The 25,032-nt window shown below is 41.2% G+C and carries 22 protein-coding genes and 1 tRNA gene; 22 read left to right on the top strand and 1 reads right to left on the bottom strand.

Going from position 1 to position 25,032, the window contains the following annotated elements:
* Nucleotide 1 precedes the first annotated feature (1 nt).
* From relA to eno, 4 genes are all read left to right on the top strand, one after another.
* Nucleotides 2–2,158: a GTP diphosphokinase gene (gene relA, locus VOI46_RS12385; RefSeq protein ID WP_004586234.1), complete on the top strand. Its 2,157-nt coding sequence runs from the start codon at nt 2–4 to the stop codon at nt 2,156–2,158.
* A gap of 1 nt (nt 2,159) precedes the next feature.
* Entirely contained in the window at nt 2,160–2,957 is a 798-nt protein-coding gene (gene mazG / locus VOI46_RS12380; RefSeq protein WP_039972130.1) for a nucleoside triphosphate pyrophosphohydrolase, read from the top strand.
* A 177-nt stretch (nt 2,958–3,134) separates the two neighbouring features.
* The gene (locus VOI46_RS12375; protein ID WP_004586236.1) at nt 3,135–4,769 is read left to right on the top strand and encodes a CTP synthase; all 1,635 of its coding nucleotides are present in this window, start codon (nt 3,135–3,137) and stop codon (nt 4,767–4,769) included.
* Between the two features lie 113 nt (nt 4,770–4,882).
* The gene (gene eno, locus VOI46_RS12370) at nt 4,883–6,181 is read left to right on the top strand and encodes a phosphopyruvate hydratase (protein ID WP_004586237.1); all 1,299 of its coding nucleotides are present in this window, start codon (nt 4,883–4,885) and stop codon (nt 6,179–6,181) included.
* 180 nt (nt 6,182–6,361) lie between these two features.
* Here eno and mutH read toward each other — a convergent pair whose 3' ends face one another.
* The gene (gene mutH / locus VOI46_RS12365) at nt 6,362–7,033 is read right to left on the bottom strand and encodes a DNA mismatch repair endonuclease MutH (protein WP_004586238.1); all 672 of its coding nucleotides are present in this window, start codon (nt 7,031–7,033) and stop codon (nt 6,362–6,364) included.
* A 577-nt stretch (nt 7,034–7,610) separates the two neighbouring features.
* On the opposite strand from mutH, the gene rppH reads away from it, so the two are divergent.
* The 18 genes from rppH (at nt 7,611) to VOI46_RS12275 (ending at nt 24,945) form a co-directional block, all read left to right on the top strand.
* The gene (rppH, locus tag VOI46_RS12360; protein WP_004586239.1) at nt 7,611–8,129 is read left to right on the top strand and encodes an RNA pyrophosphohydrolase; all 519 of its coding nucleotides are present in this window, start codon (nt 7,611–7,613) and stop codon (nt 8,127–8,129) included.
* Between the two features lie 29 nt (nt 8,130–8,158).
* Complete coding sequence (gene ptsP, locus VOI46_RS12355) at nt 8,159–10,423, top strand: phosphoenolpyruvate--protein phosphotransferase (protein ID WP_004586240.1); 2,265 nt, start codon at nt 8,159–8,161, stop codon at nt 10,421–10,423.
* 72 nt (nt 10,424–10,495) lie between these two features.
* A complete protein-coding gene (locus VOI46_RS12350) occupies nt 10,496–11,305 on the top strand; it encodes a sulfite exporter TauE/SafE family protein (protein ID WP_004586241.1) in 810 nt (269 codons plus the stop codon).
* A 10-nt stretch (nt 11,306–11,315) separates the two neighbouring features.
* Nucleotides 11,316–12,119, top strand: a complete 804-nt coding sequence (gene lgt / locus VOI46_RS12345) for a prolipoprotein diacylglyceryl transferase (RefSeq protein ID WP_004586242.1) — start codon at nt 11,316–11,318, stop codon at nt 12,117–12,119.
* A gap of 12 nt (nt 12,120–12,131) precedes the next feature.
* Nucleotides 12,132–12,983 (top strand): thymidylate synthase, encoded by an 852-nt coding sequence (locus VOI46_RS12340; protein WP_004586243.1) that lies wholly within the window; start codon nt 12,132–12,134, stop codon nt 12,981–12,983.
* A gap of 19 nt (nt 12,984–13,002) precedes the next feature.
* Nucleotides 13,003–13,881 (top strand): UTP--glucose-1-phosphate uridylyltransferase GalU, encoded by an 879-nt coding sequence (gene galU / locus VOI46_RS12335; RefSeq protein WP_004586244.1) that lies wholly within the window; start codon nt 13,003–13,005, stop codon nt 13,879–13,881.
* A gap of 380 nt (nt 13,882–14,261) precedes the next feature.
* A complete protein-coding gene (locus VOI46_RS12330; RefSeq protein ID WP_004586245.1) occupies nt 14,262–14,960 on the top strand; it encodes an SPOR domain-containing protein in 699 nt (232 codons plus the stop codon).
* A 211-nt stretch (nt 14,961–15,171) separates the two neighbouring features.
* Nucleotides 15,172–15,750 carry an SPOR domain-containing protein gene (locus VOI46_RS12325; RefSeq protein ID WP_004586246.1) on the top strand — a complete coding sequence of 193 codons (579 nt, stop codon included), beginning with the start codon at nt 15,172–15,174 and terminating at the stop codon, nt 15,748–15,750.
* Nucleotides 15,751–16,001: 251 nt separating this feature from the next.
* A complete protein-coding gene (locus tag VOI46_RS12320; RefSeq protein ID WP_004586247.1) occupies nt 16,002–16,595 on the top strand; it encodes a FlgO family outer membrane protein in 594 nt (197 codons plus the stop codon).
* Between the two features lie 13 nt (nt 16,596–16,608).
* Nucleotides 16,609–17,301 (top strand): FlgO family outer membrane protein, encoded by a 693-nt coding sequence (locus VOI46_RS12315; protein WP_004586248.1) that lies wholly within the window; start codon nt 16,609–16,611, stop codon nt 17,299–17,301.
* A gap of 8 nt (nt 17,302–17,309) precedes the next feature.
* Nucleotides 17,310–17,987, top strand: a complete 678-nt coding sequence (locus VOI46_RS12310) for a FlgO family outer membrane protein (protein WP_004586249.1) — start codon at nt 17,310–17,312, stop codon at nt 17,985–17,987.
* Nucleotides 17,988–18,123: 136 nt separating this feature from the next.
* Nucleotides 18,124–18,198 (top strand) — tRNA-Arg (locus VOI46_RS12305).
* Between the two features lie 258 nt (nt 18,199–18,456).
* Nucleotides 18,457–19,695: an integrase domain-containing protein gene (locus tag VOI46_RS12300; protein WP_324738057.1), complete on the top strand. Its 1,239-nt coding sequence runs from the start codon at nt 18,457–18,459 to the stop codon at nt 19,693–19,695.
* Nucleotides 19,696–19,704: 9 nt separating this feature from the next.
* A complete protein-coding gene (locus VOI46_RS12295) occupies nt 19,705–20,532 on the top strand; it encodes a DUF6387 family protein (protein ID WP_324738056.1) in 828 nt (275 codons plus the stop codon).
* Nucleotides 20,533–20,661: 129 nt separating this feature from the next.
* Entirely contained in the window at nt 20,662–20,862 is a 201-nt protein-coding gene (locus tag VOI46_RS12290) for an AlpA family transcriptional regulator (protein WP_324738055.1), read from the top strand.
* Entirely contained in the window at nt 20,862–21,242 is a 381-nt protein-coding gene (locus tag VOI46_RS12285) for a hypothetical protein (RefSeq protein ID WP_324738054.1), read from the top strand. The genes VOI46_RS12290 and VOI46_RS12285 overlap by 1 nt, the downstream gene beginning before the upstream one ends.
* A gap of 8 nt (nt 21,243–21,250) precedes the next feature.
* Complete coding sequence (locus VOI46_RS12280) at nt 21,251–22,135, top strand: hypothetical protein (protein WP_324738053.1); 885 nt, start codon at nt 21,251–21,253, stop codon at nt 22,133–22,135.
* 350 nt (nt 22,136–22,485) lie between these two features.
* Nucleotides 22,486–24,945, top strand: a complete 2,460-nt coding sequence (locus VOI46_RS12275) for a DEAD/DEAH box helicase family protein (RefSeq protein WP_324738052.1) — start codon at nt 22,486–22,488, stop codon at nt 24,943–24,945.
* Nucleotides 24,946–25,032: the final 87 nt, after the last annotated feature.

Here is a 25,032-nt window from a genome sequence, read left to right as displayed (position 1 = left end):
TATGGTCGCTACACGTCAATCACATCAACAGGACGACACAGGTGACTTTGCTACTAGCCTAAAACAGTTAGCGTTATCGCAAGAGAAAATAACGCTACTAAACAAAGCGCAAGCATTGTGTGGTACATGTGACAACCAAGCACGGCAAAACACGGCCATAGAAATGGTCGAGATTTTAGCCGAGCTAAATTTAGATGCAGAATCTCTCGCAACCGCGTATCTCACGCATTACTACTTAAATGACTTAGTAGACCTTGAAACCGTAGAAGCACAACTTGGCAAAAATGTAGCCATGCTTTTAACTGGGGTTGCGCAAATGGCTGCTATTAGTACTTTATCGCACCAAGGTAAAGGCACTATGCAGGTAGATAACATTCGTAAAATGTTACTTACCATGGTTGAAGATGTGCGCGCTGTGGTGATTAAACTTGCTGAGCAAGTGTGCCATTTACGCAATGTAAAAAATGGCGATGAAGAAGAGCGTGTTATTGCCGCTAAAGAAACCGCCGATATTTTTGCCCCGTTAGCAAACAGGTTAGGTATAGGCCAGCTTAAGTGGGAACTAGAAGATTTATCGTTTAGGTATTTACACCCCGACACCTATAAAAGCATTGCTAAACAACTTGATGACAAGCGCCTTGCCCGCGAAGCCTATATGGAAGATATGGTTGCGCAAGTAAAAGCTCGCTTAAGCGAAGCCGGTATTGAGGCGCAAGTGTATGGCCGCCCTAAGCACATTTACAGCATTTATAAAAAAATGCAGCAAAAAAACTACGAGTTTGATCAGCTGTTTGATATTAGAGCAATGCGAATTGTTGTAGAGCGCCTGCAAGATTGTTACGGCGCGCTAGGTATAGTGCACACTAATTGGCGCCACCTTAATAAAGAGTTTGACGACTACGTTGCTACACCTAAGCAAAATGGCTATCAATCAATTCATACCGTGGTATTTGGCCCTGAAGGGAAAACCGTTGAAATACAAATACGCACCAGCGAAATGCACCAAGATGCTGAGCTAGGCGTAGCCGCGCACTGGATGTATAAAGAAGGCGCTTTACCTGGGCGTGGCTCAGGCTACGAGCAAAAAATTAGCTGGTTGCGCAAATTATTGCAATGGCAAGAAGAAGTGGTTGATGGGGGCGATTTAGCCGAAGAGCTTAAAAACCAAGTTGTAGAAGACCGCGTCTATATATTTACCCCAAGCGGCGATATTATCGATTTACCTGTTGGCGCTACACCGCTTGATTTTGCTTACTACATTCACTCAAATGTAGGGCACCGCTGTATAGGGGCTAAAGTATTTGGCAAAATAGTGCCGTTTACACATCAGCTATCAACGGGCGATCAGGTAGAAATTCTCACGCAAAAGCAGCCTAATCCAAGCCGCGATTGGCTAAATCCATCGCTTGGTTACATTAAATCGTCGCGTGCAAGGGCTAAAATCCATCATTGGTTTAAACAGCTCGACCGCGATAAAAACTTAAGCGCCGGTAAAGAGATTCTTGATAACGAACTGCAAAAGCTAGATTTAACCTACAAAGATTTAGACCCAGCTATTAAGCGCTTTAATTTTAAAGAACTAGATGACTTAATGGTTGCCATAGGTGCCGGCGATGTTCGCTTAAACCAAATGCTTAACTTTGTCAGTGATCGTACTGAAGAAGAACCCGTTATTCGTTTTAAAGCGCCAAGTAAAGTAACTGGCGATAAAAACGGCATTGTGGTGGATGGCGTGGGCAGCTTAATGAGCCACGTTGCTAAGTGTTGTCGCCCAGTACCTGGCGATAAAATAATTGGCTATATTACACAAGGCCGTGGCATTGGGGTACACCGCGAAGATTGCGATTCATTTAACAACTTAAAAGAGCAACACCCAGAGCGTGTTATATCGGTTAGTTGGTCAGATGAAATAAACGGCTCTTATGCGCTAAGTATAAAAATAGAAGCAAGCGATCGCTCAGGTTTAATTCGCGATATTAGCTCTGTACTGGCTAACGAAAAAGTAAATGTGATCAACATGAACGTCAATACCGTTGGGGCCGATCAGTTAGCGGTATTTACTATGCAAATAGAAGTGCATGACCTGTCGGGCACAAACCGGGTTTTGTCTAAATTGCATCAAATTGAAGGTGTGCACAGTGCCAAGCGAAACCAATAAAATGGCAAACAGTAACGCCCTTGAGCAACTCCTCGATATTATGGCGTTGCTTCGCGATCCTACCGACGGTTGCCCGTGGGATCGCAAGCAAAACTTTAAATCGATTGTTCCGCACACGCTAGAAGAAGCCTTAGAAGTGGCCGATTGCATAGAGTCGGGTAATTTAAACGAGCTTAAAAATGAGCTGGGTGATTTACTGTTTCAAATCGTTTTTTACGCACAACTTGCCAAAGAGCAGGACATGTTTGATTTTAACGACGTGGTTAGTGAGCTAAATAGTAAACTTACCCGCCGTCACCCTCATGTTTTTAACACTAAGCAAGCATTAACCGACGAGCAATTAGCAAAGCAATGGCAAGCAATTAAAGCACAAGAGCGTGCAGCAAAAGTACAGCCAAGCCAAGCCTCACTTTGGCAAGATATACCCACCAATATGCCAAGCCTAACTAAAGCTAAAAAAATTCAGCAGCGTGTTGCCGCACTTGGTTTTGATTGGCCGAGTTACCACGGGGCACTTGATAAATTAAGTGAAGAAGTACTTGAAGTAAAAGAAGCGCTTGAGCACGACCCTTCATCCGATCATACAGCAGAAGAAATAGGCGACTTATTATTTGCCACGGTAAATGTGGCTCGCCATGTTAAACGCGACCCAGAGCAACTACTCAGACAAGCCAACGATAAGTTCTCGGCGCGCTTTGAAAAAGTGCAAGGTTATTTAATTGCAAAAGGTAAAAGTTTAGAGCGCGCAACGCTTGACGAAATGGAAGAAGCATGGGAAGCCATTAAAAAAGCGAAATAAGATTAGCTCAGTACAACCTAATGTTAATCAACGAACATTTTTTGTGCGTCTAAACGCTATTTTTAGCTGGATTGCTCAACGCTGTTTTGGTACAATTTCGCCCCGTCTTGATGATATACCCAGAGTCTCTTTCTCGGGTGTTATATTCCTTTTAATTCCTGATATTCTAGGGTTCGCATGAGTACAAAATTTATCTTCGTTACTGGCGGGGTTGTTTCTTCGTTGGGTAAAGGTATTGCAGCAGCGTCATTGGCAGCTATTTTAGAGGCCCGCGGTTTAGATGTTACCATTTTAAAGCTGGATCCTTACATAAACGTTGACCCAGGCACAATGAGCCCAATTCAACACGGTGAAGTATACGTTACAGAAGACGGCGCCGAAACGGATCTTGATTTAGGTCACTACGAGCGTTTTATTCGCACCAAAATGACCAGCCGCAACAACTTCACACAAGGGCGAGTGTACGAAGATGTACTACGTCGTGAGCGCCGTGGTGAATACTTAGGTGCAACCATTCAGGTTATTCCACACATCACAAACGACATTAAGCAACGTGTATACGACGGTGCTGAAGGTCATGATATTGCGATTGTGGAAATTGGTGGCACAGTAGGTGATATTGAATCACAACCATTTATTGAAGCAATTCGTCAGTTAGGTACAGAAATTGGCCGCGAACGTGCGCTATTTATTCACCTAACGCTAGTGCCATTCTTAGGCCCTGCAGGCGAAGTGAAAACCAAACCAACACAGCACTCAGTTAAAGAGTTACGCTCTGTAGGTATTCAGCCAGATATTCTTATTTGTCGCTCAGACCGTAAATTGCCTAACAACGAACGTGCAAAAATTGCATTGTTTACAAACGTTGAAGAAAAAGCGGTTATTTCGCTTCCTGACGTAGACAGCATTTACAAAATTCCTGCGCTATTAAAATCACAAGAGCTAGATAACTTTGTATGTCGTCGTTTCCACCTTGACGCACCAGAAGCTGATTTAGTTGAATGGGAACAAGTACTTTATCAAGAGTCTAACCCGACCGGCGAAGTAACAATTGGTATGGTTGGTAAGTACATTGAACTACCAGATGCATACAAATCAGTTAACGAAGCACTAAAACATGCAGGTCTTAAAAACCGTTTAACCATTAATATTGAATACGTTGACTCGCAAGACTTAGAAAGCAAAGGGGTAGAACTTCTTTCTCATCTAGACGCTATTTTAGTACCAGGTGGTTTTGGCGGCCGTGGTGTTGAAGGTAAAATTTTAGCAGCTAAGTATGCCCGTGAAAACAAAGTACCTTACCTAGGCATTTGTTTAGGTATGCAAGTAGCACTTATTGAATACGCACGTAATGTTGCAGGTTTAACCGACGCTAACTCAACTGAGTTTAATATTCACTCAAAAGCGCCAGTAGTGGGCTTAATTACAGAGTGGTTAGATGCTGAAGGTAACATTGAAATACGTGATGAAAAATCTGATTTAGGTGGCACCATGCGTTTAGGCGCACAAAAATGTCACTTAACGCCGGGTTCTAAGGTGCACGAAGTGTACGGCAATACAGAAATTATTGAACGTCACCGTCATCGCTACGAAGTAAACAACAACTTTGTAGAGCAATTAGAGCAAGCAGGCTTAAGCTTTACCGGTTTATCAGAAGATAAAAAACTAGTAGAGATCATCGAAAACAAAGATCACCCATGGTTTATTGCCGCGCAATTCCACCCGGAATTTACGTCAACACCACGTGATGGTCACCCGTTATTTGAAGGGTTTGTAGCAGCCGCTCATACTCACCAAAAAACGTCTTCGTAATTAGAAAAAGCCGTGCATAATGCACGGCTTTTTTGTCTAAAGGGCTGACTAAAAGATATAAAACGTAGTAAAGTTAGCTGAACTCACCATTTTGGGAATATAGAGGAATCAAGATGTCAGAAATCGTAAAAGTAATTGGTCGCGAAATTATGGACTCGCGTGGTAACCCTACTGTTGAAGCTGATGTATATTTAGCTGATGGTTCTTGGGGCCGCGCTGCCGCTCCTTCAGGTGCATCAACAGGTACTCGCGAAGCTCTAGAGCTACGTGATGGTGACAAAGCCCGTTACTTAGGTAAAGGCGTATTAAACGCAGTTGGTTTTATTAACAACGAAATTGCGGATGCGCTAAAAGGCCAAAATGCATTAGAGCAAAGTGCTGTAGATAAAGTAATGCTAGATTTAGATGGCACCGAAAATAAAGAAAAACTAGGTGCAAATGCTATCTTAGCGGTATCACTAGCAACTGCAAAAGCCGCTGCACAATTTAAAAAAGTTGAGCTTTACGAGCACATCGCAGACTTAAACGGTACACCAGGTGTTTACTCAATGCCATTACCTATGATGAACATCATCAACGGTGGTGAGCACGCAGATAACTCTGTAGATATTCAAGAATTTATGATCCAACCTGTTGGCGCTGAAAACTTCCGCGAAGGCCTACGTATGGGCGCTGAAGTATTCCACAGCCTTGCTAAAGTATTAAAAGCAGACGGCCACTCTACAGCGGTAGGTGATGAAGGTGGTTTTGCACCAAGCCTTGCATCAAACGAAGCAGCACTTGCTGCTATTAAAACAGCTGTAGCAAACGCAGGTTACGAGCTAGGTAAAGATATTACACTGGCTATGGACTGTGCAGCATCTGAGTTTTACGACAAAGAAGCAAACATTTACGATCTGAAAGGTGAAGGCAAAAAGTTCACTTCAGAAGAGTTTAACTACTTCTTAAAAGATTTAACTGAGCAATACCCAATTGTATCTATTGAAGATGGCTTAGATGAGTCAGATTGGGATGGCTTTGCACACCAAACTAAATTAATGGGCGATAAAATCCAATTAGTAGGCGATGATTTATTCGTAACTAACACAAAGATTTTAAAACGCGGTATTGATAACGGTATTGCTAACTCAATCCTAATTAAATTTAACCAAATTGGTTCACTAACTGAAACGTTAGCAGCAATCAAAATGGCTAAAGATGCAGGCTTTACAGTTGTTATTTCACACCGTTCTGGCGAAACAGAAGATGCAACAATTGCTGATTTAGCGGTAGGTACTGCTGCAGGCCAAATTAAAACAGGTTCATTGAGCCGCTCTGACCGTGTTGCTAAGTACAACCAACTTCTTCGCATTGAAGAAGCGCTAGGTTCTAAAGCACCTTACAACGGTCTTAAAGAAGTTAAAGGTCAGTAATTCTATTCTATATAGAATCTTATTTTTAATTTTAGATGATAAAATCCTCGCTAATGCGGGGATTTTTTATGCCTGATAATTTTTTAAAGAGATGAGAATGCTTTGTAGGCGTTAAGCTCGCTGACTCGCGCAAGTAGTGCGAAACAGGGTTTGCTTAACTCATAATATTTTCTGCACAGCTCAGAGCTGAAACTGCTGCTTTAAAATAGCCCCTGTAAAACTGGTTTTTAAATAAAAACCACGCGGTAAGGTTTTTATTGTTTGCCCATTTGGGCCAATAGCATCGGTAACTACTTTGCTATTAGCGGCTTTAGGTCTAATTTGTATAGCATCCCCTAAATGGCCTGATATTTCATCAACTCGCCCAAGCGCTATTAACTCCATTTGTTCTTCCCAATCGCGTTGTAGCAACGCATCTTGCTCAGGCGTAGGCTGCCATAAAAAACCACTGCCTATGGTTCTATCAAAAGGCGCAATATCGCGCTCACTCAATATAGGCAGCCATAAAACATGATTGAGTTTTTTACGCACAGCGCTTGTATGCCACGTCATGCCGGTTACGTTTATAAGGGGGGTAACCGACACAAAAGTGGTTTCTAAGGGTTTTCCTTTATACGAAATAGGCAGTGTTTTTAATTCAATGCCTAAATCTTCAAAGTCGGGGAGGGGTTTTGAGCCTGCAGTAGCGCCTAACACGTATTCAATAAGTTGCCCGGTCCAGCCTTTTTCACGTAATAGGTCGTCAGGGGTTTTAAAGCTGTATTGAGAGGCTAATTGCCCTAATGTTAAACCAGCAATAGCGTTTACGCGTTGCATTAAGTCATTAATTGAATGGGGTTTTGTTGGTCGCATGCTACTCATTTACCTTGAATAATTAACAGCGCCATGATAGCAAAACCCCCGTAAGGTGGATATCTTTGCTTTTGGTTGTTTTTTATACGTACTGTGTTTGGCGTAATTTTGCTCACCCCAAAAAGTCACAGTTTAACTGTAAGTGACTGACTAGCTTTAATATTTTCAATTAACTCATTCAGCTTTAATTAAGTTAGCAAATTCTATATGGGATAAATACAACTATATAAACATGTTTATCCACAGAATCTGTGGAGAAAGCGAGTTTTTAGATCTGCTATTGTGGACTTGTTTGCAAAATAGCCTTGTTTATCAAAAGTTATACACAAGCTGTGAGTAAATAGCACTAAACATAATAATCAAGGCATAGCTTAGCTTTTTTTGCTAAAAGTTGCGTGAATTAAGGGTTATTTTATCCTTGTAATTACTCAGTGCTCATTTAAGGTTAAGTCGTTATGCACAGCGTAAATAGTAAACGTGCGATTAGGGCGTGATGACTTTGGGGATAATAGTGTTTGCCGAATTGCAGCTAATGTGGAACAATCATTAAAAATCGACTTACAAATGAGGCACTAAGGTGATTGATGCCGAAGGTTTTCGTGCCAATGTCGGAATTGTAATTTGCAATAATCAGGGGCAGGTTTTTTGGGCTCGACGTTACGGTCAACATTCTTGGCAATTTCCCCAAGGCGGTGTTGATGACGGAGAAACACCCGAACAAACCATGTACCGTGAATTACACGAAGAAGTAGGTTTGCGACCAGAAGATGTAGAAATAGTTGCAAGCTCAAAACATTGGTTACGCTATAAATTACCCAAGCGATTAATTCGCCGCGACTCTAGTCCGGTGTGTATTGGGCAAAAACAAAAATGGTTTTTATTAAAACTGCGTTGCAAAGATGAAGATGTAAACTTGCTTAAAACACATCATCCCGAGTTTGATGATTGGCGCTGGGTGAGTTATTGGTACCCAGTAAGGCAAGTGGTATCGTTTAAACGCGATGTATACAGACGGGTGATGAAAGAGTTTGCACCGTTTGCAATGCCTTTTAATAAAAGAGAACATCATAAAGAACAGTGGCGACACAAAAGGTAGTAGCATAATTATAAAATAAGGAGCAGGTAATGCTGGCAACACTTAGAACTATTGCTGAGTCTGTTTCGCAACAAGCGAATTTAGACAGTGCCTTAGTGTGCTTTGTGAAAATGGTTAAAGAGGCCATGAAAACCCAGTGCTGCTCTATTTATTTTGCCGACTACAGCCAAGATAACTTTGTACTTATGGCAACCGAAGGCCTTAACCCCGACGCCGTAGGTAAGTTTAGAATTGGCTTTACCGAAGGGCTTGTAGGTTTAGTGGCCCAGCGTGAAGAGCCCATTAATATAGCTTTTGCAAAATCTCATCCGCGTTTTAAGCTCTCCCCCGAAGTAAACGAAGAAGGTTACAATGCCTTTTTGTCTGTGCCTGTGGTGCATCAAAAAAAGGTATTGGGCGTTATTGTTGTACAACAAAAAATGGCGCGGGTTTTTAGCCAAGACGAAGAGTCGTTTTTAATTACCCTTTCAGCACAGCTAGCCTCACAACTTGCGCATGCTGAAATAAAAGAGCTTTTACGCCAAGACGAATCATCACACCAAACCTCAGTGCTCAAAGGGGTCTCGAGTGCCCCAGGTATTGGGATTGGCCAAGCCTTTGTGGTACTGCCCAAGCTTGATTTTAAATCTATAGAGCTAAAAAAAGATCCCGATAGCGCCGAGCAGCGCCGTTTGTTTACACAAGCCGTTGCTGCCACCCGCAAAGAATTTAATACCCTGTCTATGACCTTGAGTGACTCAATACCGCGAGAAGCACTCGCGGTATTTGATGTATACCAACAATTGCTTGATGCGAAAAGTTTAGGCCACAATGTTGAGGTACAGTTACAAGAGGGCTGGTGTGCAAAAAGCGCCTTAAAAATTGTTATTGAGCGGCTTATTTCGCAGTTTAATGCCATGCAAGACCCCTACATTAAAGAGCGCGCAGTTGATGTAAAAGACATAGGTTTAAGGGTATTACACCACCTTGTAAACACAGAGCACGCAGTAAAAGATTACCCACCCAATACCATATTAATTGCGAATACCTTAACGCCCGCCATGCTGGCTGAAGTACCTAACGGGCATTTAGCCGGTGTAGTGAGTGTGAATGGCTCGGCAAATAGCCATGCCTCTATATTAACCCGAGCGATGGGAATACCGGCTATTTGGGGTATTGAAGATTTACCCTTATTGCAATTTGATGCTAAACCAATGATTTTAGATGCCTTTGCAGGGCGTTTATATATTTCTCCTTCGCAAGTGTTACTCGATGAATACGCACAGCTAAAGCACCAAGATAAACTACTCAATAACCGCTTTTTAGCAGAGCAAAGTGCACAGTCGGTTACCTTAGATGGTGAGCAAATAAATTTAATGCTAAATGCAGGGCTTGAGCTTAATACCGAGCAAAGCAGTGCGCATATTTGCGATGGGGTAGGGCTTTATCGTACCGAAGCATGGTTTATGCAAAAGGGGCAATTTCCATCGCAAGCTGAGCAAGAAAACTGGTATAGGGAGGTGCTAAAAAGTTACCACCCAGCGCCAGTGGTTATGCGAACCCTAGATATTGGTGGCGACAAGGTTTTAGATTACTTTAATATCACCGAAGAAAATCCCTTTTTAGGGTGGCGCGGCATACGCATAAGCCTTGACCATCCAGAGCTGTTTTTAGATCAGCTCAAAGCTATGTTAAAAGCAAACATGGGCTTAGGTAATTTAAAAATAATGCTGCCTATGATCAGCGGTACAGAAGAGGTAGACGAAGCGCTCGCGTTATTTGAACAAGCTTATTTTGAACTGGCAGAAAAACATCCAGAGCAAAACTTGGAGCGCCCAGAAGTGGGCATTATGCTTGAAGTACCCTCAAGTATATTTATGCTCGACGAGTGGGCTAAAAAAGTCGATTTTTGTTCAGTAGGCAGTAACGATTTAACGCAATACTTACTTGCTGTCGATAGAGCAAATGCGCGCGTGGCTCAGTTATTTAACCCATATCACCCCGGTGTGTTAAGGGTATTAAATAAAGTAGCGAATGAATGTAATAAACACCGTTTACCCTTTAGTTTATGTGGCGAGCTAGGCGGCGAGCCAGAGGGCGCTATTTTACTCATTGCCATGGGTTATAGGCATTTAAGTATGAACATGTCGTCGTTAACTAAAGTAAAGTGGATTTTAAGGCGTTTAAATATTAACGATATGCAGCAATTACTCGCAGAGTGCTTAGTGCAATCGAACGCTAAACAGGTACTGCGCTTAACGCGCAATTTTATGATTGAACACCAATTAGGCGATCTGTTTTATACCGCCAAATAATGCAGCGCTTAAAGATGCTATTAACTTTATAATCCTTTAATATAGGCGCACGAAAAGGTATTTGAGAACACTATGTATGACTTAGCTTTACTCGTGGCCAGTTGTGCGCTACTTGGCTGTGTAGTTGGCTTTTTAGCTGGGCTATTAGGGATAGGCGGCGGTTTAATTATTGTGCCTGTTTTAAGTAGCTTATTACTGATGTTTGACGTTACTTCACCTGATCACGTATTAGTTATTTCTATTGCAACATCGCTTGCCTCTATTTTATTCACTTCTACTTCTTCAGTCTTGGCTCATCATAAAAATGATAATGTGCCGTGGCAAATTGCACCGTGGGTTATGTCGGGTGTAGGCTTAGGCGCGTTAATAAGTGGCTTTGCCGCAAGTTTAATACCCGAACAGGCATTACGCAACGTGTTTGCAATAAGTGTTGTATTTATTGCAGGCAGAATGGTGTTGGCATCACGTAGTAAATCGCTTAAAGAAAAACCGCTACCAAAAGGGATTATTTTAGGGAGCATTTCAGCCCTTATGGGCGCGCTTTCTGGTTTAATAGGTATTGGTGGCGGCGCACTTATTGCCCCTATGCTTAATTACTTTTCAGTTGATATGAAAAAAGCGATAGGCTGTGCATCAGCGAGCGGTATTGTTATCGCGCTATTTGGCTCTATTGGTTATATAAGCGCAGGCTGGCAGGTAACCGATTTAGCCCATGGGTTCGCAGGGTTTGTATACTTACCTGCATTATTTGGTATTGTAATAACATCGTGGTTTGTGGCGCCCTTAGGGGCTAAAGCAACTCATTATTTACCTGTTAATATAATAAAGAAAATTTTCGCGGTGTTGCTTGTGCTCATCGCACTTAAAATGGTTTTTAGCTAAAGGTTTATTTATGGCACTTGAGTTTCCTCAAATCGATCCAATAATTTTTTCTGTTGGACCGCTAAGCGTACGTTGGTACGGTTTAATGTATTTAATTGGTTTTGCATTTGCGATGTGGTTTGCTAATCGTCAAGCCGAAAAACCAAACTCTGGCTGGACTAAAGAGCAAGTTAGCGACTTGCTTTTTTACGGCATGCTAGGGGTTATTTTAGGCGGCAGAATTGGCTATGTATTGTTTTATCAGTTTAGCTACTTTTTAGAAAATCCATTATATTTATTTAGAATTGACCAAGGCGGTATGTCGTTCCACGGCGGAACATTAGGGGTTATTACCGCTATTATACTATTTGCCAAAACCCGCAAAAAATCACTATTTGCAGTGGGAGATTTTGTGGTGCCGCTGGTTCCGGTAGGCTTATTAGCAGGGCGTATTGGTAACTTTATAAATGGCGAGTTATGGGGCCGCGTAAGCGATGTGCCATGGGCAATGGTATTTCCAACGGGTGGGCCGCTTGCGCGTCACCCATCGCAGTTATACGAAGCCTTTTTTGAAGGGCTAGTCCTGTTTTTAATTTTATTATGGTTTATCAAAAAGCCTCGCCCTGCAGGCAGTGTAGCCGGTGTATTTTTATTAGGGTACGGCGTATTTAGATTTTGTATTGAATATTTCCGCCAACCAGATGCGCAGCTTGGTCTATTTGCCGATTTTATCTCAATGGGTCAAATACTCTCGTTACCTATGATAATTGGTGGCCTAGGGCTATTAATTTGGGCGTACAAAAAACCGCAACCTGTAACCGCAGCAAAGGCATAGTAAGAACAGATCATGAAACAATATTTAAAATTATGTCAGCGCATCGTTGACGAAGGTGTATGGGTAGAAAACAAACGCACAGGCACGCGTTGCTTAACCGTTATTAATGCCGACTTAGAATACGATGTAGGTAATAATAAATTTCCTATGATCACCACTCGTAAAAGTTACTACAAAGCTGCTATAGCAGAGCTTTTAGGTTATTTACGAGGGTACGATAGCGCAGCGCAATTTCGCGATATAGGCTGTAAAACCTGGGATGCAAACGCAAATGATAATAACGCATGGCTAAATAACCCTAACCGCAAAGGCGAGGACGACATGGGCCGCGTTTATGGCGTGCAAGGGCGTAATTGGCAGCGCCCAGATGGCTCAACGCTCGATCAGCTTGCTAAAGTAATAAATAACTTAAAAAACGGGATTGATGACAGAGGTGAAATAATTACCTTTTATAATCCTGGTGAGTTTGAGCTTGGTTGCTTGCGCCCATGTATGCACACGCATACGTTTTCGCTGCTTGGCGACACGCTATATTTAACATCCTATCAGCGCAGTTGCGATGTGCCGCTGGGCCTTAATTTTAATCAAATTCAGTGTTTTGTATTACTGGCATTGGTAGCGCAAATTACCGGCCATAAAGCAGGTAAGGCGTATCATAAAATTGCTAATGCGCATATTTACGAAAACCAGTTACCGTTAATGCGCGATGTGCAGTTAACACGTGAGCCATTTGACTCACCGCAATTAAATATTAACCCAAACATAAAATCACTAGAAGATATAGAAACATGGGTAACACGAGACGATTTTGAAGTAGTAGGCTATCAATGCCACGAACCAATCCAATATCCGTTTTCAGTATAATAAGATTAAGGAGAACAAGATGAAAGCAGTGATCCCAGTAGCAGGCCTTGGAACGCGTATGTTACCTGCCACAAAAGCTATCCCTAAAGAGATGCTCCCTGTGGTAGACCGCCCGCTTATTCAATATGTAGTAAATGAAGCGGTAGCAGCAGGCGTTAAAGAGATTGTACTTGTAACGCACTCAAGTAAAAACTCTATCGAAAACCATTTTGATACCAGCTTTGAGTTAGAAGCCACGCTTGAAAAACGCGTAAAGCGGCAATTACTTGCCGAAGTACAGGCAATTTGCCCTAAAGATGTGACCATTATTCACGTACGCCAAGGCGAAGCCAAAGGCTTAGGCCACGCAATTAACTGTGCAGCGCCAATTATTGGCAACGAACCCTTTGTGGTTATTTTGCCAGATGTAATTGTTGATGACGTAGAGAGCGACCTTAAAAAAGACAACCTAGCAGAGATGATCGCCCGTTTTGAAGAAACTAAGCACAGCCAAATTATGGTTGAGCCAGTACCAATGGACGAAGTAGACAAATTTGGTGTTGTTGATTTAGGTGACGTAGAGCTTCACCAAGGTGAAAGCTCGCCAATTATTAACATGGTAGAAAAACCGCCAGTAGATGAAGCACCTTCAAACCTATCGGTAGTAGGGCGTTATGTATTAAGCGAAAACATCTGGCCACTGCTTGCTAAAACGCCGCAAGGGGCTGGCAACGAAATTCAACTTACAGATGCAATTGCCATGCTAATGCAGCAAGAAAAAGTAGACGCGTACGCAATGAAAGGCCGCAGCCACGATTGCGGTAGTAAAATAGGCTACTTAAAAGCAACGATAGAGTTTGCTCTGCGCCGCGACGAGTTTGCAGATGATTTAAAAACATTTATTAAATCGTTAATTTAGGTTTTATTAAATTACCCACCAAGGCGCCTGTTTAGGCGCCTTTTTTAGTGCTAAATTATTAATACAAAAATAGGTATGGGTTTACTTAATTTTAACCACGCCAGTAATAAAGATGGTCTACGCTTAATTATGTTCTGAATTTGACTTGCGTTATATAGCAACATAACGTAATTTATATTGTAAAGTTTATGTTAATTGGCATCAAAGTTGTATTAAAAGCCAAACTCACGGAAGGGTCATGTTAATTTTATCTATGCAGGTAAATTAGCGTGCGGGAGCAAAAATCGCTCATTGTTTAAATTGCTAAGTTAAACGCTTTCTTGTGAGAATGTTTAACTGAAATGTAAGTGCACAGGCACTGCTTTCAGGATAACGGGTACATGCTTAAATTAAAAAAATACTATAAACACTTTTTTGTATGCCTTTTTACGCTTACGTTTGGCACGGCGTGCTCTATTACGCCTACTGCTAAACCTGCTGTTGATAATGAAATACCTAACACCACGCCCGATTACGTATCGATAACTGCACTAGAGCTTGCGCAATTAAAAGATGCCGCAATGCAATGGCAGCAAGCACGCGCCGGTATAGAGCGTATTTTAAAGCTTGAAAAAGAAATTACTTACCTGGTTAATCATATAGATATAATAAACTCTAAAGCTATTGCACAATCTAATGCAAGCCCTGCCTATAGCAGCCGTTACACTCGTACGCCTTCGCGCTCAACCAGTAACAAGCCACGTCGTCAGCAAACTTACAAAGCCGCTAACAATAACCAAAAGCAAACTCTAAAGCTTAATACCCCTAAACATGTATTTGCATTACAAGTTGCCTCAGTTGATTCTAAGCAGGATGTAGCCAAAGCCTGGCAAGAACTAAATACCAAAGCAGCGCCACTATTTAGAGATAAAATATTAACTAACGTAGAAACCGCAAAAATAAATGATAAAACCTTTTATCGCTTAAAGCTTGGCTCTTATAAAAACCTTAAAAATGCCAAAGCCGACTGTGAAGTATTTAAAATGTATAAGCTCGACTGCATTGTAAGTAACTACACCGATAAGCCAATTAAACTTTAATAGTGATACCAACCCGCAATAATAAATAATCATTTTACGGGGCTAATCGAGTTGCGTTCTGCGTTAAAAAATTCTCATTTAGAGCAACTAAATAGCAATTTTTTTGCCTAGCTATCAATACGTTTTACTATCCTCATAATAGATTACTTAATTAAGCTAATTGGTATAAAAGCGTAATAGGTCCTAGCACGCGTGACTTGCTAAGCGTTGATTGGCTGTTAAAATAGCGCCCACTCTTACCCATATTAACAACATACTTATGCTGCACTACAAGGATTTTTTAGCCACATTAGTTTTAGGCTTTGCATTAGCAAACAGTGCTCACGCACTAGCAACGGCCCAAAAGCAGGCGGTGCTCATTAAAAAAGATGACTTAGCCGTACTAAAAGAGTCAGCGCAGCAGTGGCAACAAACCAAGCCTCAACTAGAAAGACTGTTAAAGCTAGAAAGTGAATTACAGCGCACAGTAGATAAATTAAAACAACTTAACGCGCAGCCAAAACCACAGCAAACTAACCACTTAGCTGTTGTAAATACAAATGCGCTGTTTGCTGTGCAAGTGGGGGCATATAAAAATAAAGCGGTACTTGAAGCGGCTATAAAGCAATTTCAATCGGCCTCAAATAAGCTTGAAGTAAATACCGAGCAAGTACTGATTGACCAGCACACCTTTTATAGATTAAAGCTTGGTGCGTTTAAAACAAAAGAAGCAGCAAAGGATGCATGTAAGTCATTAATAAACAATAATACTTGCTTTGTAACCTACTACGTCAAAACGCCTCAAAGTTAATTAACCTGAACTCTGGTTAAAAGCCTTACTAGCATATTGAACTATCTTGATACTTAAATTTATTATCTCTAGCCAGAGATTTTCAATGAAAACAAGGCGAATTTACGCGTCAATAGCTGGCCTATTGCAAGTAAATTTAACGCAGTTAGCACTGAAAATAGCTGCTAGAGATAGGTTTATTATCCAGAGTTTAGGTTAATTAGGCATAATAATTGCTATATCCTCGGTATGTTTTAAAGAGGACGACAACTATGCGCCTTTTACTGCCTTTAGTATTGTTAAATTTAACTGCTTGCAACTTGGTTCCGCCCCCAGAGCCGAGTGTGCCTACTGACGCGCCAAAAGCAGCAATGGCACCCTATACCGTTAACGAGTATGTAGCAAATCTAACCTCGCAGCTTAACCATGTAAATGGCGCTTTAAATGCCAATGCGCGCATTGGTGTGAGTAGCTTTTTTTATGCCGATGCTTTAGATACTAAGCTAGTAGCAGGGCAGGCCTCGGGTTTGAGCTTACAAATTCAAGAAAGCTTATTAACGCAATTTACCCAGCTTGGCTATCATACCGTTGAGTACCGCCTTGGCAATAACCTTATATTAGCGCAAAACGCAGACAGCATATTAAGCCGCGACTTAAGTAAATTACGCAATCGCCAAAATATTGACTTAGTCATCACCGGCACTGTAACGCGCCAACAGCATGCTTACATAGTTAATGCACGACTCGTTAATATTGAAAACAAGCAAGTATTGTCGGCAGGCAGCACAGAGATCCCTATAAATGTAATGTGGGGAAACGAAAAAATTCAGCAGCGTGACGGCTCTTTGTACCGCAGCGAATATTAATCAGGAGCACACCATGAGAAACCTATTAATTACCCTATGTTTGCCATTAGGCTTTGGCTGTTCGCAAATGTTAAATTCGCTACATTCAGAGCCGGAGCAGGTTGAGCAAGATAATGCAGCCCAGCTTGTTTCAGAGCAACGTGCGGTAAAAGCACCTGCACCAAATGAAGCGTTATTTCAGTCTAATTTAAACAAGCAAAGTAACTACACCAAAAGTGCCCCTGCAAAACGCAAAAATATAAACCATTATGTGCGCGGTATAATGCAAGACATGGTCGAAAACCTGCAATACGTAAACGACAAAACGCCACTTGCCGTTTCTAGCTTTGTATTTTTAGATGATGACTATAGCGATGGAAGCCTGTTAGGTAACCAAATAGCCGAAAGCTTTATGCACGAGCTGCATAGTTTTGGAGTACCGGTTATCGATTTTAAAACCACCGATTATATGCGAGTAACCCCCGCAGGCGACTTTGTATTTAGCCGCGATTACCTAGAGCTAAACCAAGATCAAAACTTTAATTACGTATTAGCAGGAACTCTTGTGAGCCACCAAGGTGGCGTACTGGTAAATGCACGAATAGTGGGCATTAAAAGTAAAGCGGTAGTGGGCAGTGCGCAAGGGTTTATCCCTCAATCAGTGGTTGATGCGCTAAACAGTAGCTATCGCACCGACGGAATTATGCTTAAACAAGCCAGCGAGTGAGGTTGACCATGTTTTACAAACTATCTGCTATAGCGGGGCTAACGGCAACGTTAGCATTAACTGGCTGTTCAATAACGCAAAATAATGAGCATAACGAAAGCATAAACACGCGCTCAGATTACACCGTGGTAACGCAAAGTAGCCAACCCACGCCTATGTATGCCAACCAATCTGTGCAGCAGCAAAGTGAGTACGACACAGCAAGGCAGTTTACACCGCTTAAACACCACAAAACGCTGGCAAACTATGTAGAGCAAATGGCGCTGGATTTAGTCGATACGCTTGAAGCCGAAGCGCCCGATAACAACAGCATCAACATAGCGGTTACCACCATTGTAGATTTAGACGCATCGCTTAATAAAAGTAACCAGTTGGGTAATCAATTAGCAGAGACGTTTATTCATCAGCTGCAAAAATTTGGCTACGGCGTGGTAGATTTTAAAACCATGGACAACATTGATGTATCAAACAGAGGCGACTTCGTGTTATCTCGCGATATAGAAAAGCTAAGCGAAAGCAGCATGGCTAACTATGTATTAGCAGGTACGTTAATTTACCGCCCAAATGGCGTAGCAGTAAACACCCGCGTTATAAATGTTCACAGCAAACATATTGTAGCAAGCAGCCGTAAACTCATACCGCTGTACGTGTTAAACAAAGAAGATATATATTTATCAAGCAATTAAGTTAATTTTAGCTTGATATGAAAAACAAGATGCCGTTATAATTTTTGTAAGCTGTAAGCTGTAAGCTGTAAGCTGTAAGCTGTAAGCTGTAAGCTGTAAGCTGTAAGCTGTAAGCTGTAAGCTGTAAGCTCGATGCGGCCTCTTAGTTAAATGGATATAACGGCCCCCTCCTAAGGGGCAGTTGCAGGTTCGATTCCTGCAGGGGCTACCACAACCACTATTCAGCGTGATTCACTACACACCACAACTATCCTTTGGCCTTTTATATGAAAGGCTTTAGCGTTCCACCTTGGTTCATAGGGTGTCGCCATAATTCAAATTTTTAGTTACACTGTTTGTTACACCGAACCAAAATTTAGTGGTTGGTGTAACATAAAACCGTAACCAGATGAAAATTAAAGGAAGAATCAAAATTATAACTTTTTTTGTTTTCTTAGCGCTGGTTACCAGTTCGACAGTGGAGCGTTAAATGCCTAAATTAGTTACCCCATTAAATGACACCCAAGTAAAAAAAGCGAAGCCAAAAGAAAAGGAATACCTTTTAGCCGATGGCAAAGGCCTTGCTCTGAGAGTTAAGCCAAATGGCTCAAAAATGTGGTTATTTACTTACTCTAAACCCTACACCAAAAAAAGAGCTCAAATTAGTTTTGGTATGTATTCAGATGTAACTTTGTCTGATGCTCGCACGAGCAGAGATGAGGCCAGAGCCTTATTAGCAAAGAACATAGATCCTAAAGAGCATAAAGAAGCATTTGCAAACCATAAAGCTGCCGAAGCTAAAAGTACATTTGAAGCTGTAGTTAAAGAGTGGATAGCCTTAAAAGAGCCAAAAGTAAGCGCGCGATATGCTTTTAATTTACGAAGAGGTTTTGAGCTCCACTTGTTTCCCTCTTTAGGGAAGGTGCCCATTAGCAAGTTGTCGGCACAACAAGCAATTGAGGCCTTAAAGCCTTTAGCCGCTGCTGATAAGCTCGATATTCTTGGACGTATTTGTCGCAGAGTAAATGAGGTTATGGAGTTTGCTATTAACACCGGCCGAATACAAACAAATAACCTAAGAGGTATAAGTAAGGCATTTGATTCTGCCAAACATGAAAGCATGGCTAGTTTTACACCCCAGGAGCTTCCTAAACTTATTAGCATAGTGAACAGCGCTAATATCAAGTTAATGACACGGTGCTTATTTGAATGGCAACTACATACTATGGTTCGCCCTGGTGAAGCTGCCGGTGCTGCTTGGAATGAAATAGACTTTGAAAATAAGCTATGGAATATTCCCGTTGAGCGAATGAAAAAGCGCAAACCACACACAGTACCCTTATCACCGCAGGCACTAGCTTTACTCGAGTACCTAAAACCTATTAGTGCGCATCGAGAATTTATTTTCCCTGCTGATAAAGATCCCAGATCGCATGCCAGCCGAGAAACTTTAGGCGCAGCACTTAGGCGTATGGGTTTAATAGGCAAGCAAACAGCTCATGGGTTAAGAGCGCTTGCTAGCACCACATTAAATGAGCAAGGTTTTGATGCTGATGTTATTGAAGCAGCTTTAGCACATGTAGATAAGAATAAAGTTCGTGCTGCCTACAACCGAACTGATTACTTAGAACGCAGACGTAAGATGATGTGCTGGTGGTCTGAACATATTGAAGAAGCTAGTACGGGCAATTATTCTGTCACAGGTAACCAGCATTTAAAAATAGTCTAGGAGGGCACTATGAAAAAAATAAAATCTCAAAAAGATATACCTTGGTTCAAGATTGAAAATTACGACTATATTCATTATCTCGATGAAAGTGATATTTTATTGGAATTAGAAATACGGCGAGATATCTTATTGGGTAATACATCTAGCGATGAGTTTTTTTATTCTCAACAATGTGAGTTTATTTTTAATGGAGATCCTAAAATAAAGCTTTCGAATTCTGAGCGCGGTATTGAATTTGAGAATGCTGAAGAGGTACCTGGAATAAGACCTGAAATTTTTTCTTCTACAGGGTTCTATTTCCAAAATGTGTTGAATTTTGGCTCTGCTGTAATGCCTACGAGTATTTTTGAAACTCTTAAAAATCATCGATGGTTACTTGAAAATAATTATTATGATGGCGATGAAACTAGCCTTGAAGACTCAAAAAGAACCTCCCTTTTAAGCTCAATTTCTCTTTTAAAGCCAAACGGAGAAATCAGTTGCTCATTAGATTTAAAAAATCACACAGATGAGGAAATATTACAGTCAATTAGGAATCAGTTGCCGAGTTGGCGAACAAATATATTAAAAATCCCAGAGCCAAATAAAAGATTTATTAAAAATGCTGAGATAAATAAAATTAAAGATTATAAGATCATTCCTTTATTTGATTTAATGATTTGGGAATTGCATGAAAATTTAACGATCTCTAAGCGAGTCTTAGCTAATTGTGTCGAATTTTATCTCAATGATTTAGATAGTGCTGATTTAGCCGGAGGTAATGCAAAAGTAAGTAAACTGATAAAAACTATTTTACATGCAAACTTTTCAATTAATAAAGCCAACGGAGTTTTATAGCTAGTGTTTTAACCGGAGTTTTTAATATTATATTTTTCATGGAAAAAATATTTTTAAAAATCACTCTCGTTCATTTTTTCTGAATCTCTAACATTCGCCTTGAACTATAACTAAACAAGGCGAATCTCCATGAACAACAAAATATTACGTTTCCAAGAAGTAACAGAACTCACCGGTTTGAGTCGTTCAACTATTTGGCGCAAAGAGCGACTAGGTTTATTTCCAAAAAGAAAACAGCTAGGTTTAAACTCAGTTGGCTGGCTTGAAAGCGACATTCAGCAATGGCTTGAAAACCTGCCAAGTGTAAAACATCATAAAGGGGCAGCTTAATGTGTGCTGTAAGCGGTAGTAACGCCGTAAGCCCTGCTCCTAAAAAGCCGCAGTCTAAAACAGAGCGAGCTAACCTATATATTCTTGCTCATCCTGAGGGTGCGACTGAATTAGATATTTTACGTAATGCTGGTTTATCAAGTGGAAGAAACTACTTTACAGATCTTGAGCGCGAGTTCGGATTCAAATTTATACGCGAAAAAATACCAAACTCAGATGGTATCGGTGGTCATTTAAAATATAGTTTTAGCTCATTAGATATTGCTGAAACTATCATAACTGCCATAAATAAAAGCCGTATTAAACGCAAATTAGCTGAGTTCACACCAGAGCAAACAGCTGAACTTTTAAAGCCAATAAAGCACCTCCTGGGAAGCTAGGAGGTTATATGGTTAATCTTAATGACTTAATTAACCGTGGTGATGTAATTAGTATCATAAACGGCAAATTAAATATTACTCCAAAAAGTGGAAAGCCGGTTCCTAGTGACTGGCTCCACATCTATCAAAACACTTTACTAAGCCAGTTAAGCAGTGTGATCGCACAGCCTATATACCAATTTAGACAGTTTAAAGTTGGACGATATTTGAGTAAATACGATGGCCTAACAATGAGCTTTACTGATTTGAGTTTCCACGAAGATTACTACACAATTTTTAACGTATCATTGGATCGTAAAAAAAAGTCAGGGCGCTTAAATGGAAAACTTTTTAATCCACCAGCACAAGGAGCGTTACTCAAATTCTGGAGTTGCTCAAACTTACCAAAACCAAGAAGGCCAAGTGAACTTTATAAAAAAATAAATATTATGAAAAACTACCTGTGGCAAGCTGAAATAAGAAAAGGTAATAAACTCGACTCTAAAACACTTTGCTTAGCAAACATAACATATCAGCAAATTATTAAGGCGGTTAATCGGGGCGTTTTAGCGACAGGCGAAGGGCAAAGCGGTGGCACTCGTGCGGCACTTAGCCGTGGCAATATAGCGGGGCATGTTTATGGGGCATTAAACAGTGGCAGCGAAAATGCTAATAGCCACATATACCAAGGCATAGAAAATGGTGAGACTACGAGTATGAATAACTACGTATATTGTGAATCACGGACATTAAATAATACGGAGTCTTATAGCCACGGTATAAGTAAACAAGGTAGTGCGGAAAAAGGTAATGCTATAGCCCGTTCTATAGAGCAAGAAGAGGGAATATATTTAAAACGAAAACCACAAGAGCAAACTGTAGCCGAGTGGCTAGATGATTACGATAATGCTTAGCAGTTGTAGTAAACTTTAATATTGCAAAAATATCACTCGTTTACCTGTTCTAAAAACGCTTTTTATAAACGGAACAACGCGGAACAAATGGCGGAACAAATATATTTTTAAGTGCATGATAGAATAATACTTTGTTGTTTTATCGGAACATAAAAAGCGCTAAATAAACGATTTGTCCTCTTCTCTATTTTGTATAAAAGTTATAATTTTATTTTTAATCACATCATTTTGTTTACCTTTTATTTTTGCTTATTAACCGTATTTTATATAGCATCACTAAATAGCATGAAACGCGTTGAATCAACGAGTTGTGCGCACTCATAGCGTAGTATTTAGGGATGGTTTAAGTTATGGATAAAAGAAAGCTCAGTGAAACCGATATAATCAGCAAGTTCATTCTGCCCGCAGTTAAAACCGCAGGGTGGGACGACATAACCCAAATACGCCAAGAGGTTAAACTACGTGACGGTAAAGTAATCGTACGTGGGCAACTTGGTGTACGTAAAACGGTTAAATCGGCTGACATAGTGCTGTACCATAAACCCAGTATGCCGCTTGCTGTCATTGAAGCTAAAGCCAATAAGCATGAAGTAGGCAAAGGCCTTCAACAAGGCTTAGATTACGCTAGGCTGCTTGATGTGCCATTTATATTCGCCTCTAACGGCGATGGCTTTATATTCCACGATAAAACCAAGCTAGGTACGCCTGATGCGCATAATCTTGAAACCGAAATACGCTTAGAGGACTTTCCATCACCTCAAGAGCTTTGGGCTAAGTATTGTGCTTACAAAGGCTATACCGAATCGCAACTCCCTATAATAAACCAAGCCTATTACGATGATGGTAGCGGTAAACACCCGCGTTACTATCAGCTACAAGCAATTAATAAAACAGTAGAGGCTATATCGTCAGGTAAAGACCGCGTACTCCTTGTTATGGCAACCGGCACCGGTAAAACTTATACCGCGTTTCAAATCATTTGGCGCTTATGGAAATCACGCGCTAAAAAACGCATATTATTTTTAGCCGACCGCAACATATTGGTCGATCAAACTCGTATTAACGACTTTCAGCCATTTGGTACTTCAATGACCAAAATTACCGGCAGAACAATCGACCCCGCTTACGAAATACACCTAGCACTATACCAAGCGCTAACAGGCCCAGAAGAATCTCAAAAAGCATTTAAGCAGGTTGACCCAGACTTTTTCGACCTCATTATTATTGACGAGTGCCACCGAGGCAGCGCAAGTGAAGATAGCGCATGGCGCGAAATACTTGAATATTTTAAAGGCGCAGCGCAGGTAGGTTTAACCGCAACCCCCAAAGAAACCGACGAAGTATCAAACTCCGATTACTTTGGCGACCCTGCTTATACTTACTCACTAAAAGAAGGTATTGAAGACGGCTTTTTAGCACCATACAAAGTGGTCCGTGTCGATCTTGACGTAGACCTACAAGGCTGGCGGCCCACTAAAGGCCAAGTTGATAACCAAGGCGAAGTAATAGAAGACCGTATATACAATCAAAAAGACTTTGACCGAACAATGGTGATTGATGAGCGCACCATGCTGGTGGCCGAAACCATTACCAACTACCTAAAGCGTACAGATCCTATGGCTAAAACTATCGTGTTTTGTAACGACATAGATCACGCCGAACGTATGCGCCGCGCCATTGCCAACTTAAACCCAGAGCAAATGGCTAAAAACGATAAGTACGTAATGAAGATCACTGGCGATGACGAACTAGGTAAAGGCCAACTCGATAACTTTATAAACCCTAAACGCCCATACCCAGTTATTGCTACCACTTCAGAGCTTATGACCACAGGAGTAGATGCTAAAACCTGTAAGCTAGTAGTGCTTGATCAAAACATCCAATCAATGACCAAGTTTAAGCAAATCATTGGTCGTGGTACCCGTATTGACGACCGCTACGGCAAGCTATGGTTTACCATACTCGACTTTAAAAAAGCCACCGAACTGTTTGCCGATGAACGCTTTGATGGCACACCAGAAAAAATAATAAAAGTAACGCCCATCGACATTGAAGACGAAGACGTTGATCTTGAATCACAAGAAGATACAACCGGTGTCGAGCAGACTGATAGCGTATTCGATGATCAATCAACCGTTGACGATACAACCGATGCCAATAACGACACAATTAACGACCCTAAAGGCGATGGCACGCTGGATGGCGAATGGGACGATGAAACAAGTAAAATGGTTAAGTACCGCGTATCAGGTGTTACCGTTAATAAAGTGGCAGAGCGAGTCCAGTATTACGATACCGATGGTAAGCTGGTTACCGAGTCATTTATAGATTACACCCGTAAAACCATGAGCAAACAATACAGTTCATTGGATGACTTTGTAAAACGTTGGAATGAGTCAGACCGTAAGCAAGCCGTAATAGATGAGCTTGCCGAAGAAGGGATTATTTGGTCAGCGCTTGAAGAGGAAGTCGGCAAAGACATGGACCCATTTGATATGATCTGCCATGTAGTTTACGACCAACCACCCCTTACCCGCAAAGAGCGCGCAGATAACGTACAAAAGCGTAACTATTTCACTAAATATTCGGGTACCGCACACACCGTACTCGAGAACCTTCTGTTAAAATACGCCGATGTAGGCGTGCAAGAAATAGAATCTATGCAAGCACTTAAAGTGGCGCCGTTTAACGAAATAGGCAGCCTAAGTGAAATAGTAAAAAAAGGCTTTGGTGGCAAACCACAATATGAGCAAGCACTTAAAGAGCTCGAGGCCGAAATTTACCAAATGCCAGCGCCTAAAACAGCTTAATTATATGTTTGTTGTCGCTATGTATTAGCGACAGCAAAGCATCAAATAAATCAAAATAAACAGCTTTCACACTCTTTTTAGCCGCTG

Origin of the sequence: Pseudoalteromonas sp. CuT4-3 (genome assembly GCF_035666335.1) — a bacterium.
GTDB lineage: Bacteria > Pseudomonadota > Gammaproteobacteria > Enterobacterales > Alteromonadaceae > Pseudoalteromonas > Pseudoalteromonas atlantica.
Note: the sequence above shows the minus strand (reverse complement) of the source record. Positions and strands in the feature narration are given on the sequence as shown.

What these genes read in the sequence shown, in the direction of transcription:
- VOI46_RS12375 (WP_004586236.1), top strand. Translation starts at nt 3,135, where the DNA reads ATGAGTACAAAATTTATCTTCGTTACTGGCGGGGTTGTTTCTTCGTTG.
- VOI46_RS12275 (WP_324738052.1), top strand. Translation starts at nt 22,486, where the DNA reads ATGGATAAAAGAAAGCTCAGTGAAACCGATATAATCAGCAAGTTCATT.
- VOI46_RS12330 (WP_004586245.1), top strand. Translation starts at nt 14,262, where the DNA reads ATGCTTAAATTAAAAAAATACTATAAACACTTTTTTGTATGCCTTTTT.
- VOI46_RS12290 (WP_324738055.1), top strand. Translation starts at nt 20,662, where the DNA reads ATGAACAACAAAATATTACGTTTCCAAGAAGTAACAGAACTCACCGGT.
- VOI46_RS12295 (WP_324738056.1), top strand. Translation starts at nt 19,705, where the DNA reads ATGAAAAAAATAAAATCTCAAAAAGATATACCTTGGTTCAAGATTGAA.
- VOI46_RS12280 (WP_324738053.1), top strand. Translation starts at nt 21,251, where the DNA reads ATGGTTAATCTTAATGACTTAATTAACCGTGGTGATGTAATTAGTATC.
- VOI46_RS12310 (WP_004586249.1), top strand. Translation starts at nt 17,310, where the DNA reads ATGTTTTACAAACTATCTGCTATAGCGGGGCTAACGGCAACGTTAGCA.
- galU (WP_004586244.1), top strand. Translation starts at nt 13,003, where the DNA reads ATGAAAGCAGTGATCCCAGTAGCAGGCCTTGGAACGCGTATGTTACCT.
- VOI46_RS12350 (WP_004586241.1), top strand. Translation starts at nt 10,496, where the DNA reads ATGTATGACTTAGCTTTACTCGTGGCCAGTTGTGCGCTACTTGGCTGT.
- VOI46_RS12340 (WP_004586243.1), top strand. Translation starts at nt 12,132, where the DNA reads ATGAAACAATATTTAAAATTATGTCAGCGCATCGTTGACGAAGGTGTA.
- lgt (WP_004586242.1), top strand. Translation starts at nt 11,316, where the DNA reads ATGGCACTTGAGTTTCCTCAAATCGATCCAATAATTTTTTCTGTTGGA.
- ptsP (WP_004586240.1), top strand. Translation starts at nt 8,159, where the DNA reads ATGCTGGCAACACTTAGAACTATTGCTGAGTCTGTTTCGCAACAAGCG.
- VOI46_RS12285 (WP_324738054.1), top strand. Translation starts at nt 20,862, where the DNA reads ATGTGTGCTGTAAGCGGTAGTAACGCCGTAAGCCCTGCTCCTAAAAAG.
- VOI46_RS12300 (WP_324738057.1), top strand. Translation starts at nt 18,457, where the DNA reads ATGCCTAAATTAGTTACCCCATTAAATGACACCCAAGTAAAAAAAGCG.
- mazG (WP_039972130.1), top strand. Translation starts at nt 2,160, where the DNA reads ATGGCAAACAGTAACGCCCTTGAGCAACTCCTCGATATTATGGCGTTG.
- VOI46_RS12320 (WP_004586247.1), top strand. Translation starts at nt 16,002, where the DNA reads ATGCGCCTTTTACTGCCTTTAGTATTGTTAAATTTAACTGCTTGCAAC.
- relA (WP_004586234.1), top strand. Translation starts at nt 2, where the DNA reads ATGGTCGCTACACGTCAATCACATCAACAGGACGACACAGGTGACTTT.
- mutH (WP_004586238.1), bottom strand. Translation starts at nt 7,033, where the DNA reads ATGCGACCAACAAAACCCCATTCAATTAATGACTTAATGCAACGCGTA.
- eno (WP_004586237.1), top strand. Translation starts at nt 4,883, where the DNA reads ATGTCAGAAATCGTAAAAGTAATTGGTCGCGAAATTATGGACTCGCGT.
- VOI46_RS12315 (WP_004586248.1), top strand. Translation starts at nt 16,609, where the DNA reads ATGAGAAACCTATTAATTACCCTATGTTTGCCATTAGGCTTTGGCTGT.